The 14,585-nt window shown below is 66.5% G+C and carries 13 protein-coding genes and 1 pseudogene; 12 read left to right on the top strand and 2 right to left on the bottom strand.

Annotation, left to right across the window (positions count from 1 at the left end; all coding sequences use genetic code 11):
* Window positions 1–11: 11 nt before the first annotated feature.
* Window positions 12–1,259 carry an ABC transporter substrate-binding protein gene (locus PQB87_RS05110; RefSeq protein WP_027788123.1) on the bottom strand — a complete coding sequence of 416 codons (1,248 nt, stop codon included), beginning with the start codon at window positions 1,257–1,259 and terminating at the stop codon, window positions 12–14.
* 432 nt (window positions 1,260–1,691) lie between these two features.
* Between PQB87_RS05110 and zwf the strand changes: the two genes are divergently transcribed.
* The 6 genes from zwf (at window position 1,692) to PQB87_RS05080 (ending at window position 7,725) form a co-directional block, all read left to right on the top strand.
* Entirely contained in the window at window positions 1,692–3,161 is a 1,470-nt protein-coding gene (zwf, locus tag PQB87_RS05105; RefSeq protein WP_027788124.1) for a glucose-6-phosphate dehydrogenase, read from the top strand.
* An 87-nt stretch (window positions 3,162–3,248) separates the two neighbouring features.
* Window positions 3,249–3,929, top strand: coding sequence for a 6-phosphogluconolactonase (gene pgl / locus PQB87_RS05100; protein ID WP_489242654.1), 681 nt, complete (start codon window positions 3,249–3,251; stop codon window positions 3,927–3,929).
* Window positions 3,907–5,835 (top strand): bifunctional transcriptional regulator/glucokinase, encoded by a 1,929-nt coding sequence (locus PQB87_RS05095; RefSeq protein WP_111940392.1) that lies wholly within the window; start codon window positions 3,907–3,909, stop codon window positions 5,833–5,835. Before pgl ends, PQB87_RS05095 begins: the two co-directional genes overlap by 23 nt.
* 572 nt (window positions 5,836–6,407) lie before the next feature.
* Window positions 6,408–6,866 carry an STM2901 family protein gene (locus PQB87_RS05090; RefSeq protein ID WP_233343733.1) on the top strand — a complete coding sequence of 153 codons (459 nt, stop codon included), beginning with the start codon at window positions 6,408–6,410 and terminating at the stop codon, window positions 6,864–6,866.
* A complete protein-coding gene (locus PQB87_RS05085) occupies window positions 6,838–7,194 on the top strand; it encodes a DUF1493 family protein (RefSeq protein ID WP_060060654.1) in 357 nt (118 codons plus the stop codon). The genes PQB87_RS05090 and PQB87_RS05085 overlap by 29 nt, the downstream gene beginning before the upstream one ends.
* Before the next feature lie 72 nt (window positions 7,195–7,266).
* Window positions 7,267–7,725 carry a type VI secretion system amidase immunity protein Tai4 gene (locus tag PQB87_RS05080; RefSeq protein ID WP_060060652.1) on the top strand — a complete coding sequence of 153 codons (459 nt, stop codon included), beginning with the start codon at window positions 7,267–7,269 and terminating at the stop codon, window positions 7,723–7,725.
* 60 nt (window positions 7,726–7,785) lie between these two features.
* Here PQB87_RS05080 and PQB87_RS05075 read toward each other — a convergent pair whose 3' ends face one another.
* Window positions 7,786–9,003 carry a Bcr/CflA family multidrug efflux MFS transporter gene (locus tag PQB87_RS05075; protein WP_059685612.1) on the bottom strand — a complete coding sequence of 406 codons (1,218 nt, stop codon included), beginning with the start codon at window positions 9,001–9,003 and terminating at the stop codon, window positions 7,786–7,788.
* Between the two features lie 257 nt (window positions 9,004–9,260).
* Between PQB87_RS05075 and PQB87_RS05070 the strand changes: the two genes are divergently transcribed.
* The 6 genes and pseudogenes from PQB87_RS05070 (at window position 9,261) to ribBA (ending at window position 14,557) form a co-directional block, all read left to right on the top strand.
* Window positions 9,261–9,713 carry a hypothetical protein gene (locus PQB87_RS05070; RefSeq protein ID WP_048024193.1) on the top strand — a complete coding sequence of 151 codons (453 nt, stop codon included), beginning with the start codon at window positions 9,261–9,263 and terminating at the stop codon, window positions 9,711–9,713.
* Window positions 9,714–9,905: 192 nt separating this feature from the next.
* Window positions 9,906–11,189 (top strand): glutamate-1-semialdehyde 2,1-aminomutase, encoded by a 1,284-nt coding sequence (gene hemL / locus PQB87_RS05065; protein ID WP_060060649.1) that lies wholly within the window; start codon window positions 9,906–9,908, stop codon window positions 11,187–11,189.
* A 15-nt stretch (window positions 11,190–11,204) separates the two neighbouring features.
* Entirely contained in the window at window positions 11,205–12,326 is a 1,122-nt protein-coding gene (gene ribD, locus PQB87_RS05060) for a bifunctional diaminohydroxyphosphoribosylaminopyrimidine deaminase/5-amino-6-(5-phosphoribosylamino)uracil reductase RibD (RefSeq protein ID WP_060174680.1), read from the top strand.
* Window positions 12,327–12,366: 40 nt separating this feature from the next.
* Window positions 12,367–12,612 (top strand): annotated as a pseudogene (locus tag PQB87_RS05055) (riboflavin synthase family protein); the annotation flags it as partial.
* A gap of 146 nt (window positions 12,613–12,758) precedes the next feature.
* A complete protein-coding gene (locus PQB87_RS05050; RefSeq protein ID WP_021163454.1) occupies window positions 12,759–13,277 on the top strand; it encodes a DUF1993 domain-containing protein in 519 nt (172 codons plus the stop codon).
* A gap of 137 nt (window positions 13,278–13,414) precedes the next feature.
* Window positions 13,415–14,557, top strand: a complete 1,143-nt coding sequence (gene ribBA, locus PQB87_RS05045) for a bifunctional 3,4-dihydroxy-2-butanone-4-phosphate synthase/GTP cyclohydrolase II (protein ID WP_059485266.1) — start codon at window positions 13,415–13,417, stop codon at window positions 14,555–14,557.
* The last annotated feature ends 28 nt before the right edge of the window (window positions 14,558–14,585 follow it).

The following is a 14,585-nucleotide window of genomic DNA, read 5'->3' as shown; positions in this document are numbered from 1 at the left end:
CCTGTCGCGCGTTACTTGACCTTCGCGGCCTTCGCGAGCGCGGCGACCGCGCTCTTCGAATCCTGCTGCGAGTTCATGAACTTCGTCACGACGTCCGTGATCGCGCCGGCGGTCGCATCGCTCTGCGCCATCCCGTGTGCGAGCGACGGCACGAAGCCGCCCGACTTGATCGCGGTCTGCTCGTCGGCGTACGACTTCTTCGCGCAGTCGTCGAACTTGTCCATCTTCACGCCGAGGCGCACGGGCACCGAACCCTTCAGCAGGCTGAACTGCTCCTGGAAGTCCGGCGTCATGATCGTCTTCGCGAGCGCGAGCTGGCCCGGCGTCGCGGCCTTCTCGCCCTTCTGCTGGAAGAACACGAACGAGTCGACGTTGAACGTGTAGGCATTCGCCGTGCCCGGCACCGCCGCGCAGATGTAGTCCTTGCCCGCCTTCTTGCCGGCGTTCTCGAACTCGCCCTTCGCCCAGTCGCCCATGAACTGCATGCCGGCCTTGCCGTTGATGACCATCGCGGTCGCGAGGTTCCAGTCGCGGCCGTTACGGCCGGTATCGAAGTAACCCTGGATCTTGCGCACCGTGTCGAACACGGACAGCATCTGCGGCGACGTCAGCGTCGCCTGGTCGAGGTCGACCAGCGCCTTCTTGTAGAACGCCGGGCCCTGCGACAGCACGACGTCTTCCCACAGCGTCAGGTCCTGCCACGGCTGGCCGCCCATCGCGACCGGCTGGATACCCGCGGCCTTCAGCTTGTCGGCCACCGCGAAGAATTCAGGCCAGGTGGTCGGCACCTTCGCGCCGACCTTGTCGAGCGCGGCCTTGTTGATGTACAGCCAGTTCACGCGGTGCACCGAGAACGGCGCCGCGACGGTGTGGCCCTTGTACTTGATGATCTTGTCGATTTCCGGCGGCAGGTTCTGCTTCCAGTCGCCGGCAGCGGAATCGATGTTGACGAGCACGCCCTGGTCGGCCCAGTCCTGGATCAGCGGACCCTTGATCTGCGCGGCCGACGGTGCGTCGCCGCTGATCACCTTGGTCTTCAGCGCGGTCATCGCCGCTGCGCCCGCGCCGCCCGCGACCGCGAAGTCCTTCCACACGTAGCCCTGCTTCTGCAGGTCATCCTTCAGCACGCCGACGGCCTTCGACTCGCCGCCCGAGGTCCACCAGTGCAGCACCGTTACATTCTCGGCTGCCTGCGCCGCCACGGCGCCAGCCATCAGACCTGCCGCGCAGAGCGCGCCCATGATCGAGCGAACTTTCATTACTTATCTCCTCCAGACTGAATCAACTCGTGAGGTTCCCTGACCGGGAACCGGCTTCTTGATAAACGACGGGGAAATCGAGCCGCGGGACGCATGCAGCGTACGGGGCCGATGACCGGCCGGGCTCTTACAGAAAGCGTGAATCGAGATTCAACGGCGTGTCTCCTCTTTGTGTTTCTGGCCCGCCGCGATGCTGCGGCGCGAGCCCGGGGCCGACGCCGCGCTGACGATGCGCGCCGTCAATGTCCGATAACATTCGGCACAAGGCGTTCCCGAAGGCGAAGCTCGCGCAGTTCATCGACCGCACTTCTTTTTTTCTTCACCCAGGTGCTACCCCTTGCGGCGGATTGTAGTTAAACTACAATTCAGTGTCAAAAATATTTTTATCGCACTACGGATCGCTTCCCAGCACCCCCAACACGGCGGAGACACATGCATACCGATTCCAGCTTTACCTTCGTACTTTTCGGCGGCACCGGCGATCTGTCGATGCGCAAGATCCTGCCCGCGCTGTTCGAAGCGCACCGTGCGAACATGCTGGCGGAGAGCGGCCGGATCGTCGCCGTGGCGCGTCACGAATCGGATCGCGCGGGTTATCTCGAGTGGGTCGACACGCACGTGAAGCCGCACGCGGAGAAAGCCGCCGGCAAGGCGCTCGACGAAACCGCGTGGAAGTCCTTCCTCGATCGCATCGAGTACGTGAAGCTCGACCTCGGCCGCGCGGAAGACTACGTCGTGCTGCGCGACGCGATCGCATCGCTGCCCGGCATCCGCGTGTTCTATCTCGCGACGGGCCCGTCGCTGTTCGTGCCGATCTGCAAGGCGCTCGCGTCGGTCGGCCTGAACGAAGGCTCGCGCATCGTGCTCGAGAAGCCGCTCGGCTACGACCTGAAGTCGTCGAATGCGATCAACGACGCGGTCGGCGAGATCTTCGCGGAAGGCCAGATCTACCGGATCGACCACTACCTCGGCAAGGAACCCGTGCAGAACCTGCTCGCGCTGCGCTTCGGCAATGCGCTGTTCGAGCCGCTGTGGCGCCGCGAATGGGTCGAGAGCATCCAGATCACGATCGCCGAGGAGCTCGGCGTCGAGGCACGCGGCGATTTCTACGACAATACGGGCGCGCTGCGCGACATGGTGCAGAACCACCTGCTGCAGCTGCTGTCGATCGTCGCGATGGAACCGCCGCATTCGATGGATTCGGATTCGGTGCGCGACGAGAAGCTGCGCGTGCTGCGCGCGCTGAAGCCGGTCGATCCGCGCGACATCGGCAAGGTGGCCGTGCGCGGCCAGTATCATGCGGGCGTGATCAAGGGCGCGCAGGTGCCCGCCTACGCGACCGAGCCGGGCGTGAAGCCCGACAGCCAGACCGAAACCTTCGTCGCGCTGAAGGTCGAGATCGAGAACTGGCGCTGGGCCGGCGTGCCGTTCTTCCTGCGCACCGGCAAGCGTCTGGCCGACCGCGTCGCGGAGATCGTCGTCAATTTCCGCCCGGTGCCGCACTCGGCGCTCGGGCCCACCGCGTTGCGTCCCGGTTCGAACCGCCTCGTGATCCGGCTGCAGCCAAACGAGACGATCCGCCTGTACTGCCTCGCCAAGCAGCCGGGCGAAGGGATGAACCTCGCGAGCGTGCACCTCGACCTCGCGTTCGACCAGTTCTTCAAGGAAGGGCAGATGGAGGCGTACCAGCGCCTGCTGCTCGACGTGATCAACGGCCGTCTCGCCCTCTTCGTGCGCCGCGACGAACAGGAAGCCGCATGGCGCTGGGTCGAACCGATCCTGAACGAATGGGCACGCACGCTGAAGCCGCCGAAGCCGTACGCGGCGGGCACGTGGGGGCCGGCCGCGGCGAGCGCGATGCTCGCGCAGCACGACACCTGCTGGCTCGAAGAAGAGAACTGATGTAAACGTCACCGCGCACGTCTTCGTACGCGGCGACGTGCCCCACGATTCGTACGATTTGAACAGACAAAGCAGTCCGGAGGAGATGTGATCGAGATCCACGCTTTCGACACCCAGGAAGCGCAAAGCGAAGCGCTCGCGCGCGCCGTCGGCGATGCGCTGCGCGCCGCGCTCGCCGGCCCCGCGCACCCGACGCTCGCGGTGTCCGGCGGCACGAGCCCGCGCCCGTTCCTGCACACGCTGTCGCACGCGGCGCTCGACTGGGCCGGCGTCGACGTGACGCTGGTCGACGACCGCTGGGTGCCGGAGGACGACGCGGCCAGCAACGCGCGCCTGGTGCGCGACACGCTGCTGCAGCACGCGGCGGCCCCTGCCCGCTTCCTGCCGCTCGTCGACACGCGCAGCGCGCTCGACGCGCACGTCGCCGCGCTGAACGCCAACGCCGACTACCGCGTGCCGACCGTCGCGGTGCTCGGCATGGGCGAGGACGGCCATACCGCGTCGATCTTCGCCGATGCGCCCGAATGGGATCACGCGATCACGACGCCCGAGCGGTTCGTCGCCGTGCATCCCGGCGCCGCGCCGCATGCGCGCGTGAGCTTCTCGCTCGATGCGCTCAAGCGCGTCGACCGGCTGTTCCTGCTGATCGCGGGCGAACGCAAGCGCGCGGTGCTCGACGCCGCGGCCGCATCGCTGCAGAAGAACGCGATTTCCCAACTGGCCAACGACAAGGGGACCCAGCTCGATGTCTACTGGTGCGCAAAGTAAGGCCGTTGTCGCGGGCCAGCATGCCGACGGCCCGCGCCTGCTCGCGGACGTCGGCGGCACCAACGCGCGTTTCGCGCTGGAAACCGGGCCGGGCGACATCACGCAGATCCGCGTGTATCCCGGCGCCGACTATCCGACGCTCACCGACGCGATCCGCAAATACCTGAAGGACGTGAAGATCAGCCGCGTGAACCACGCGGCGATCGCGATCGCCAATCCGGTCGACGGCGACCAGGTCACGATGACCAACCACGACTGGAGCTTCTCGATCGAGGCGACGCGCCGCGCGCTCGGCTTCGATACGCTGCTCGTCGTCAACGATTTCACCGCGCTGGCCATGGCGCTGCCGGGCCTGACCGACGCGCAGCGCGTGCAGGTCGGCGGCGGCGCGCGCCGCCAGAACAGCGTGATCGGGCTGCTCGGGCCCGGCACCGGGCTCGGCGTGTCGGGGCTGATTCCGGCCGACGACCGCTGGATCGCGCTCGGCAGCGAGGGCGGCCACGCGTCGTTCGCGCCGCAGGACGAGCGCGAGGATCTGGTGCTGCAGTACGCGCGCAAGAAGTTTCCGCACGTGTCGTTCGAACGTGTGTGTGCGGGCCCCGGCATGGAGATCATCTATCGCGCGCTCGCCGCGCGCGACAAGAAGCGCGTCGCCGCGACCGTCGACACGGTCGAGATCGTCGAGCGCGCGCATGCGGGCGACGCGCTCGCGCTCGAGACGGTCGAATGTTTCTGCGGGATTCTCGGCGCGTTCGCGGGCAGCGTCGCGCTGACGCTCGGCGCGCTCGGCGGCGTGTACATCGGCGGCGGCGTCGCGCTGAAGCTCGGCGAGCTGTTCACGCGCTCGTCGTTCCGCGCGCGCTTCGAGGCGAAGGGCCGCTTCACGCACTATCTCGAGAACATCCCGACCTACCTGATCACCGCCGAATACCCGGCGTTCCTCGGCGTATCCGCGATCCTCGCGGAGCAGCTGTCGAACCGCTCGGGCGGCGCGTCGTCGGCCGTGTTCGAACGGATCCGCCAGATGCGCGACGCACTGACGCCGGCCGAGCGCCGTGTCGCCGATCTCGCGCTGAACCATCCGCGCTCGATCATCAACGACCCGATCGTCGACATCGCGCGCAAGGCCGACGTGAGCCAGCCGACGGTGATCCGCTTCTGCCGCTCGCTCGGCTGCCAGGGCTTGTCGGACTTCAAGCTGAAGCTCGCCACCGGCCTCACCGGCACGATCCCGATGAGCCACAGCCAGGTGCATCTCGGCGACACGGCCACCGACTTCGGCGCGAAGGTGCTCGACAACACGGTGTCGGCGATCCTGCAGCTGCGCGAGCACCTGAACTTCGAGCACGTCGAGAACGCGATCGAGATCCTGAACGGCGCGCGGCGCATCGAGTTCTACGGGCTCGGCAACTCGAACATCGTCGCGCAGGACGCGCACTACAAGTTCTTCCGCTTCGGGATCCCGACGATCGCGTACGGCGACCTGTACATGCAGGCCGCATCGGCCGCGCTGCTCGGCAAGGGCGACGTGATCGTCGCGGTGTCGAAGTCGGGACGCGCGCCCGAGCTGCTGCGCGTGCTCGACGTCGCGATGCAGGCCGGCGCGAAGGTGATCGCGATCACGTCGAGCAACACGCCGCTCGCGAAGCGCGCGACCGTCGCGCTCGAAACCGACCACATCGAGATGCGCGAATCGCAGCTGTCGATGATCTCGCGGATCCTGCATCTGCTGATGATCGACATCCTCGCGGTCGGCGTCGCGATCCGCCGGGCATCGACGAACGGCGAGTTGCCCGAGGCCGTCGCCCAGGCGAAGGCACGCGCGAGCGACGACGAAACGGCCGACGTGCTCGACTGGCTGAGCCACGGCGCGTCGCCGGCGGCGAAGGACGTCGCGCGGGATTGACGCTTCGGCGAAACGCCATCGATGCAAGACACCCCGAACGCTGGATTCAAGCCCGGCGTTCGGGGTGTTTCGCATGAGCGGCATCGGCGAGAACAACAGCGACCCGGCAGGCATCGACGATGCCTTCTGCCGAGGGCGCACGTGACGTCATACGTTCGTACACGCTCCCATTTTCGAACAAGTCCAATTGTCAGCAGTTGCACAGGCTCGGTAACTTCCTTCACTCCGCGTGATGCCGCCATTCCGGTCCGACACGAGAAATGACGCGTTTTTCACAGAACCCCGATTGGTACCGACAGCATCACGTTCATCCAGTTTGCGGAGAGGGATATGTCTAGACCACGTTTTTCAGCCGCAGGGGCAGCAGCAATGCGCATTTACGCGCCGATAAATTCCGCGGAGCAAGTTGCGCGAACGATTGGGCCAACGTGGCCACCAATATCCAGCGATGCGGCAAAGCAGAAGTGATCAAATTCTCGCCTTCGCTGGGAGGCAGCACCCTGGACGATAGGCAGGGGATCGTTCTCTTCGAGGTTTCAGCCTCGCCGATAGCCTGAGAGAGGAATACTATAATGAACAATACCTATGCCTTTGGTACACATCGAGATCTCGCGCCGATGGAGCGGTTTTTCCTTGTCTTTATCGATGAGACATGCAAGGAGCTTGGTGTTGACGATGTAGCAGCAGTGGTCGCCATTGTGGCCGGTCAAAATTGGATGCCAACACGAGCAAAGCCCTTTGGTACCACACCGGGTACTTCTGTCGCGTCGATATTGAGTCGCAAGTATCTGGACTACGATTTGAAGAAGAAGATCCTCCCAACGCTCACCAACGCCAGCGTCAAGCGCTTGAAGTTCATTCTGGTAAGAAACATTGGGGTTTTCGTTGGGCGCGCGGTTCCTGTCGTTGGCTGGGTCATTGCTGCCAAGGATGTCACGATGATCAGCATTCGTTCCGTGTCGCGCTATAACGCGCTTGTTAAGCCTGAGGACAGGTGTTCTGATGAGCCAGCTTACATGGAACGAGTTTGAGGATTTTGTGAGAAGGGAGGCCGGGGTTAGTCCCAAAAAAATTCTCACAAAAGGTCATGCCGTCGAGGGTGATTTGGATATCACTGGCGACGATGCGGTCGAGTTTATGGAGCGCTTCTTCGACAAATTTCCGGTGCAAGTTGGAGATTTTGATTTCAATCGCTACTTCTCAGGTGAGGGCTTTAGCTTGATTGAAGTGGTGCGGATGGCCTTCTCCAGAAAACGCCGAGAAAAATATGACAAAGTGCCACTGACTCTAGGCATGCTCTATCAGGCTATTTTGGATGGAGAGTGGAGCAATCAGCGCTTGGAAAGCCTACCGCGCTGATTGCACCTCGTCAAATGGGCCGGTTTATTTTTAGGCGATGTGTTGGATCTGTGCATACCTCCGGAGTCCGCCATGAGTCAAGATCCACTGCTCCGGTGTGCGATGTTCTGGGCACCGATGTTCGCAGTACAACCCAGCCACGCCACGGATACGTCGTCGCCACAAGCCGGCGCCCGAACCTACGCGCAGAACTACAAGGACATGGTGTTCGCCGAATGCATCGCGACCGCTTATCGGAATGAACCGTCCGCTGCGATGGACGCGGGAAGCAGCGCCAGTGCACTAATGGATTGGACCGACTTCGATCTGGAGCGGAACCCCGATGCGGGCAAATCGCTGGTCAATCGTTTTCTTGCTCACGACTATCGCAATCCGGTCGTCGAGTCTGAAATCAAGGGCGTGAGATTCGATTTTTTAAAATGCCTGGATCTGTATCACAGCCAGGAACTCGAGACCGAAGTCGGGCGATTCGTAACCAACCCGAAGCGCAACTATCGACTCGACAATCGCTCGTCAGACCGTTCCAAGTGATGCAGAGGTGGGAAGTTCAAACCCGTCCACCGCCCTCCTCCGTCAGTTCCGCCGCGCCGCTCAGGCGCCCGCCTTCACCGGCCGCCCGTGCCAGCGCAGCACGAGATAGCGCCCGGCGAGACACAGCACGCCCGAAACACCGATCGTCACCCCCATCGCGAACGGCGTGCCGTCCGCGAGCGCGCCGATCGCCACGCTCGCGATCGCGCCGAGCGCCAGCTGCATCGCGCCGAACACGGCCGCCGACGCGCCCGCATTGTGCGGATAACGATGCATGAGGTCGGTCGTGCAGTTCGCGGACAGGATCCCGACCACGCCGACGACGAAGAACAGGCACACGACGATCGACCACAGCCCGCCCCACCCCGTCAGCGCGACGAGCGCGACCGCGAGCGACGCGATGCAGCTCACCAGCGACGCGGCCGCGATGATGCGCAGCGAACCGACGCGGCCGACCAGCCGCGTGTTCGTGAAGTTGCCGATCATGATGCCGACCACGTTCAGGCCGAACAGCAGCCCGTAGTGCTGCGGCGACACGTGGAAATACTCGATGTAGACGAACGGTGTCGCGGTGATGTACGAGAACATCGACGCGAACGCCATCCCGCCGCACAGCATGTGCCCCCATGCGACGGGATCGGACAGGATGCGCCCGTACGACGCGAACGACGCGAGCACGGCCGCGCTCTTGCGCCGCTCCTTCGGCCAGGTTTCGGGTACGCGCAGGTACGCGGTCGCCGCGCACACCGCGCCGAACACGGCCAGCACGACGAACACGCCGCGCCAGCCCGAGAAACGCAGGATCTGCCCGCCGATCAGCGGCGCGAGCAGCGGCCCGACCGCGGTGACGATCGCGACCATCGACAGCACCTTCGCCGCGTCGGTCGGCTCGTGCGCGTCGCGCGCGATCGCACGCGACAGCACCGACGCCGCGCCGGCGCCGAGCGCCTGCAGGAAGCGCACGAGGATCAGCATGTCGATCGAGTTCGACACGAAGCAGCCGATGCTCGCGAGCGTAAATAGCGCGATGCCGCCGAGCAGCACGGGACGGCGGCCCCACGTGTCGGACAGCGGGCCGTACAGCAGCATGCCGACCGAAAAGCCGGCCATGAAACTCGTCAGCGTGCGCTGCGCGGCGCCGGGGCTGACGGAGAAGCCGTCGGCGATCGACGGCAGGCTCGGCAGGTACATGTCGGTAGCGATCGGCCCGCAGGCGGCGAGCGCGCCGAGCAACAGGATCAGCCGGGCATCGGGCCGGCGCCGGACGACGTGAGACATGGGTATCCGGAATGAAGCGCCGCGCGCATCGGGGCGCGCGTGGTGGTGAAGACGGGAGACCGCGTCGCGAACGGCGCGCTCGGGCCCATGATTGTACGCGCAACTTTTTTTCGTGCCGCCGGCCCGGCGCGCGACCGGCGGAAAAACACCGGCGCGGCGCCCGCCGCGCGGGATCGCGAGCTGGGATTCGATTAAGCTTGCAGCGCCTCGCTCCCCTATATTGTCTGACCCATCCAATTCGACGCACGACCGAACCGATGACCGCTTTCCTGTTGATCTGGAGCCCCAAGAAATGGCCGTGGCCCGAACTGCCCGACGTCGCCGCGCGCGTGAAGGCCGGCGAGGCCGTGCATGACGTGTGGGGCTGCGGCTTCGCGCGCGGCATCCTGCCGGGCGACCGCGTGTTCCTGCACCGCGTCGCGAAGGAGCCCAAGGGCGTGTTCGGCTCCGGCTACGTGACGCGCGCGCCGTACGAGGTACCCGATCCGGCGACGAAGCGCGGCTACCGGCTGTGCATCGACTTCGTATACGACTGGCTGGTCGACGCGCACCAGGACGTCGTGATCCCGCGCGACGCGCTGCGCGTGCATCCGTACTCGGTACAGACCTGGGATGCGCAAAGCTCCGGCACCGTGATCAAGCCGATGGTCGAAGGCCCGCTCGAGAAACGCTGGGCCGAGCTGACCGGCAAGCGCAAACCGCCGCGATAACCGAAGCGGCCGCCGCGCCGCATCTGCCCCTCCTTTCCGGCCCCGGCCCGCGCAACCCCGCACGCGCCGAAAGGCCGCGGACCGAGCCGCGGGCCCGCCGCGCGCGTCTCCGGTACAATCGGACGATCGTTCCGCCCAGGCGCCGCGGCCCGTGCACAGGCCCCCCGCGCCCTTCTCTCGCAGGTTTCGCTCATGTCCAACAATCAGATCCTCTTCGAACGCGCCCAGAAGACCATTCCCGGCGGCGTCAACTCGCCGGTGCGCGCATTCCGTTCGGTCGGCGGTACGCCGCGCTTCGTCGCGCGCGCGCAAGGCCCGTATTTCTGGGATGCCGACGGCAAGCAGTACATCGACTACATCGGCTCGTGGGGCCCGATGATCGTCGGCCACGTCCATCCAGAGGTGCTGTCGGCCGTGCAGAACGTGCTCGCCGACGGCTTCTCGTTCGGCGCGCCGACCGAAGCCGAGATCGAGATCGCCGAGGAAATCTGCAAGCTCGTGCCGTCGATCGAGCAGGTGCGGATGGTGTCGAGCGGCACCGAGGCCACGATGAGCGCGCTGCGCCTCGCGCGCGGCTTCACGGGCCGCAGCCGGATCGTCAAGTTCGAGGGCTGCTACCACGGCCACGCGGACAGCCTGCTCGTGAAGGCCGGCTCGGGCCTGCTGACGTTCGGCAACCCGACGTCGGCCGGCGTGCCCGCCGACATCGCGAAGCACACGACCGTCCTCGAATACAACAACGTCGCCGCGCTCGAGGAAGCGTTCGGCGCGTTCGGCGACGAGATCGCCGCCGTGATCGTCGAGCCGGTCGCGGGCAACATGAACCTCGTGCGCGGCACGCCGGAATTCCTCAACGCGCTGCGCACACTGTGCACGAAGCACGGCGCCGTGCTGATCTTCGACGAGGTGATGTGCGGGTTCCGCGTCGCGCTCGGCGGCGCGCAGGCGTACTACGGGATCACGGCCGACCTCACCTGCCTCGGCAAGGTGATCGGCGGCGGGATGCCGGCTGCCGCGTTCGGCGGCCGCCGCGACATCATGGCCCACCTCGCGCCGCTCGGCGGCGTCTACCAGGCCGGCACGCTGTCGGGCAACCCGATCGCGGTCGCCGCGGGCCTGAAGACGCTGCAGTTGATCCAGGCGCCGGGCTTCTACGACGCGCTCACCGCACAGACGAAGCGTCTCGCCGACGGCCTCGCGGCCGAAGCGCGCGCGGCCGGCGTGCCGTTCGCGGCCGACTCGATCGGCGCGATGTTCGGCCTCTACTTCGCCGAACGCGTGCCGACCAGCTTCGCCGAAGTCACGAAGAGCGACACCGAGCGCTTCAACCGCTTCTTCCACCTGATGCTCGACGAAGGCGTGTATTTCGCGCCGTCCGCGTACGAGGCCGGCTTCGTGTCGAGCACGCACGACGACGCGGTGATCGACGCGACGCTCGCGGCCGCGCGCCGCGCCTTCGCGGCACTCGCTGCCTGACCCGGGGCCGCGCGCATGTTCTCGGATATCGATTTCGCCCACATGCAGCGTGCGCTCGCGCTCGCCGCGCGCGGCATGTATACGACGGCACCGAACCCGCGTGTCGGCTGCGTGATCGTCAAGGACGGCGACGTGATCGGCGAAGGTTTCACGCAGCCGGCCGGCCAGGATCACGCGGAGGTCCAGGCGCTGAAGGACGCGCGCGCGCACGGCTACGACGTCGCGGGCTCGACCGTCTACGTCACGCTCGAACCGTGCAGCCATTTCGGCCGCACGCCGCCGTGCGCGAACGCGCTGATCGACGCGCGCGTCGCGAAGGTCGTCGCCGCGATGGAAGACCCGAACCCGCAGGTATCGGGGCGCGGCCTCGGGATGCTGCGCGACGCCGGCATCGACGTACGCTGCGGGCTGCTCGCGCATGAAGCCGGCGAACTGAACATCGGCTTCGTGTCGCGGATGACACGCGGCCGCCCGTGGGTGCGGATGAAGACCGCCGCGTCGCTCGACGGCCGCACCGCGCTGCCGTCCGGCGAAAGCCAGTGGATCACCGGCGAGGCCGCGCGCCTCGACGGGCATGCGTGGCGCGCGCGCGCCTGCGCGATCCTGACCGGCATCGGCACCGTGCGCGAGGACAACCCGCTGCTGACCGTGCGCGGGATCGACACGCCGCGCCAGCCGCAGCGCATCCTGGTCGACAGCCGCCTCGACCTGCCGCTCGACGCGCGGCTGCTCGAAGGCGCTCCGCTGCTGATCTTCTGCGGCCGGCTCGACGCCGCCGGCGAAGTGCGGGCGAAGGTGCTGAAGGCACGCGGCGCGGAAATCGTGCCGCTCGCGAATGCGCACGGCAAGGTCGACCTGCCCGCGATGCTGGCGGCGCTCGGCGCACGCGGCGTCAACGAGCTGCACGTCGAGGCCGGCCACAAGCTGAACGGCTCGCTGCTGCGCGAGCAGTGCGTCGACGAATTGCTCGTCTATCTCGCACCGAGCCTGCTGGGCGCCGATGCGGCCGGCATGTTCGACCTCGCCGCGCCGGCGAGCCTCGATGCGCGCACGCGGCTGTCGTTCCACGGGGTCGAGCGGGTCGGCGACGATCTGCGGATCCTCGCGCGCTTCACGCCGACGGACGCCGCGCACTGAACGGGATCGTCGCGACGATCACCGGAATTGTCGCGGCCATATCGAATCGATCCGGCCGCTCGGCGCGTCGGCCGACGCCGGCGTGCGCCTGACCGTGCCGGCCGGCGGGCTCGACCTCGCCGATGTCGCGCTGGGCGGCAGCATTGCGATCCAGGGCGCGTGCATGACGGTGATCGACAGGAGCGACACCGCGTTCGACGTCGACGTGTCGCGCGAAAGCCTGAACCGTACGGTCGGCCTCGCCCACCCCGGCGAAGTGAACCTCGAGAAGGCGCCGCGGGCGCACCGGCCCGCCCGCCGGCTCCATCGGCCGAACGGCCAACGACGCGCACGGGTCATGCGGTCGCGCTAAGATGCGTCGACAGCGGTTTCGATACCGCAATGCACGACGCGCCGCGTAGCGGCCGCCCTCTTCCTCAAGGAGTCGTCCCCATGTCCATCTCGATGTACCAGGCTTCGCTGCCCGTGCTGATCCGCGGCCTGACCAATCTTCAGCACATTCTCGGCAAGGCGCAGGCGCATGCGGCCGAAAAGCAGATCGATCCGTCGGTGTTCGTCGGCGCCCGCCTGTACCCGGACATGCTGCCGCTCGTCCGCCAGGTCTATATTGCGACCGACACGGCCAAAGGCTGCGCCGCGCGCCTCGCCGGCGCCGAGATCCCGAGTTATCCGGACGTCGAGCAGACCTTCGACGAACTGCACGCACGCATCCAGAAGACGATCGACTACCTGAAAAGCTTCGACGCCGCGCAGATCGACGGCAGCGAGACGCGCCAGATCGTGCTGAAGATGCGCGTCGGCCCGATCGAGTTCACCGGCGAGTCGTACCTGCTGAATTTCGTGCTGCCCAATTTCTTCTTCCACGTGACGACCGCGTACGACATCCTGCGCCACAGCGGCGTCGAGCTCGGCAAGCTCGACTACCTGGGCGGGCGCGACCAGCACGCCTGACGCGCAGCCGGGCAAGGCCTGCCGCGCAGGCCGGCCGCGGCGCTTTCCGGAGCGCTTGCCGGCGGCGCGCGGCCCCTGCCAGCCGAAACGCCGTCCGGCTGGCGTAAAATACGCACTTTCCTCTTTCTCGCCCCCTTATGACGCTCGCCTCCACGCTCGACATCATCGCCGAGCTGAAAGCCGGCCGGATGGTGATCCTGGTCGACGAAGAAGACCGCGAAAACGAGGGCGACCTCGTGATCGCCGCCGAATTCGTCACGCCGGAAGCGATCAACTTCATGGCCAAGTACGGCCGCGGCCTGGTTTGCCTGACGTTGACGCAGGAACGCTGCAAGCAGCTGCACCTGCCGCTGATGACCTACCGCAACGGCACGCAGTACGGCACCGCGTTCACGGTCAGCATCGAAGCGGCCGAAGGCGTGACGACCGGCATCTCGGCCGCCGACCGTGCGCACACGATCGCCACGGCGGTCGCGCACGACGTGCGCCCCGAGCACATCGTGCAGCCGGGCCACGTGTTCCCGATCATGGCGCAGCCGGGCGGCGTGCTCGTGCGCGCGGGCCACACCGAGGCCGGTTGCGACTTCACCGCGCTCGCCGGCCTCACGCCGGCCGCGGTGATCTGCGAGATCATCAAGGACGACGGCACGATGGCGCGCCTGCCCGACCTGATCGAATTCGCGCAGGAGCACAACCTGAAGATCGGCACGATCGCCGACCTGATCCAGTACCGCAGCCGCACCGAATCGATCATCGAGCGGATCGCCGAGCGTACGATGCAGACCGCGCACGGCACATTCCGCGCGGTGCTGTACCGCGACCAGCCGAGCGGCTCGCCGCACATCGCGCTGGTGCGCGGCGCGCCCGCGCCCGACGCCGATACGCCGGTGCGCGTGCACGAGCCGCTGTCGGTGCTCGACCTGCTCGAAACGGGCGTGTCGACGCACTCGTGGACGCTCGACGCCGCGATGCGCGAGATCGCGGAGCGCGACCTCGGCGTGATCGTGCTGCTCAACTGCGGCGACACGAAGGAACACCTGATCGACGTCTTCAAGGCGTTCGACGAGGAAGAAAAGGCCGCTGTGCTGAAGCGCCGGCCGGTCGATTTCAAGACGTTCGGCATCGGCGCGCAGATCCTGCGCGATGTCGGCGTCGGCAAGATGCAGGTGCTGTCGAATCCGCGCAAGCTGGGCAGCATGTCCGGCTACGGCCTGGAAGTCACGGGCTTCATCCCGATGCCCGGCGGCGAAGCCAAGTCCTGCCCGGCGTCCAACGCGTAACCCGCCACGGCGCTTTCGCCCTATAACC

This window comes from Burkholderia sp. KL41, assembly GCF_057005415.2.
This window is presented reverse-complemented; position numbering and strand designations above follow the sequence as displayed.

Bases quoted from the DNA above. Each gene is read 5' to 3' on its own strand.
- PQB87_RS05110 (WP_027788123.1), bottom strand. From the start codon at position 1,259: ATGAAAGTTCGCTCGATCATGGGCGCGCTCTGCGCGGCAGGTCTGATG.
- zwf (WP_027788124.1), top strand. From the start codon at position 1,692: ATGCATACCGATTCCAGCTTTACCTTCGTACTTTTCGGCGGCACCGGC.
- PQB87_RS05095 (WP_111940392.1), top strand. From the start codon at position 3,907: ATGTCTACTGGTGCGCAAAGTAAGGCCGTTGTCGCGGGCCAGCATGCC.
- PQB87_RS05090 (WP_233343733.1), top strand. From the start codon at position 6,408: ATGAACAATACCTATGCCTTTGGTACACATCGAGATCTCGCGCCGATG.
- PQB87_RS05085 (WP_060060654.1), top strand. From the start codon at position 6,838: ATGAGCCAGCTTACATGGAACGAGTTTGAGGATTTTGTGAGAAGGGAG.
- PQB87_RS05080 (WP_060060652.1), top strand. From the start codon at position 7,267: ATGAGTCAAGATCCACTGCTCCGGTGTGCGATGTTCTGGGCACCGATG.
- PQB87_RS05075 (WP_059685612.1), bottom strand. From the start codon at position 9,003: ATGTCTCACGTCGTCCGGCGCCGGCCCGATGCCCGGCTGATCCTGTTG.
- PQB87_RS05070 (WP_048024193.1), top strand. From the start codon at position 9,261: ATGACCGCTTTCCTGTTGATCTGGAGCCCCAAGAAATGGCCGTGGCCC.
- hemL (WP_060060649.1), top strand. From the start codon at position 9,906: ATGTCCAACAATCAGATCCTCTTCGAACGCGCCCAGAAGACCATTCCC.
- ribD (WP_060174680.1), top strand. From the start codon at position 11,205: ATGTTCTCGGATATCGATTTCGCCCACATGCAGCGTGCGCTCGCGCTC.
- PQB87_RS05050 (WP_021163454.1), top strand. From the start codon at position 12,759: ATGTCCATCTCGATGTACCAGGCTTCGCTGCCCGTGCTGATCCGCGGC.
- ribBA (WP_059485266.1), top strand. From the start codon at position 13,415: ATGACGCTCGCCTCCACGCTCGACATCATCGCCGAGCTGAAAGCCGGC.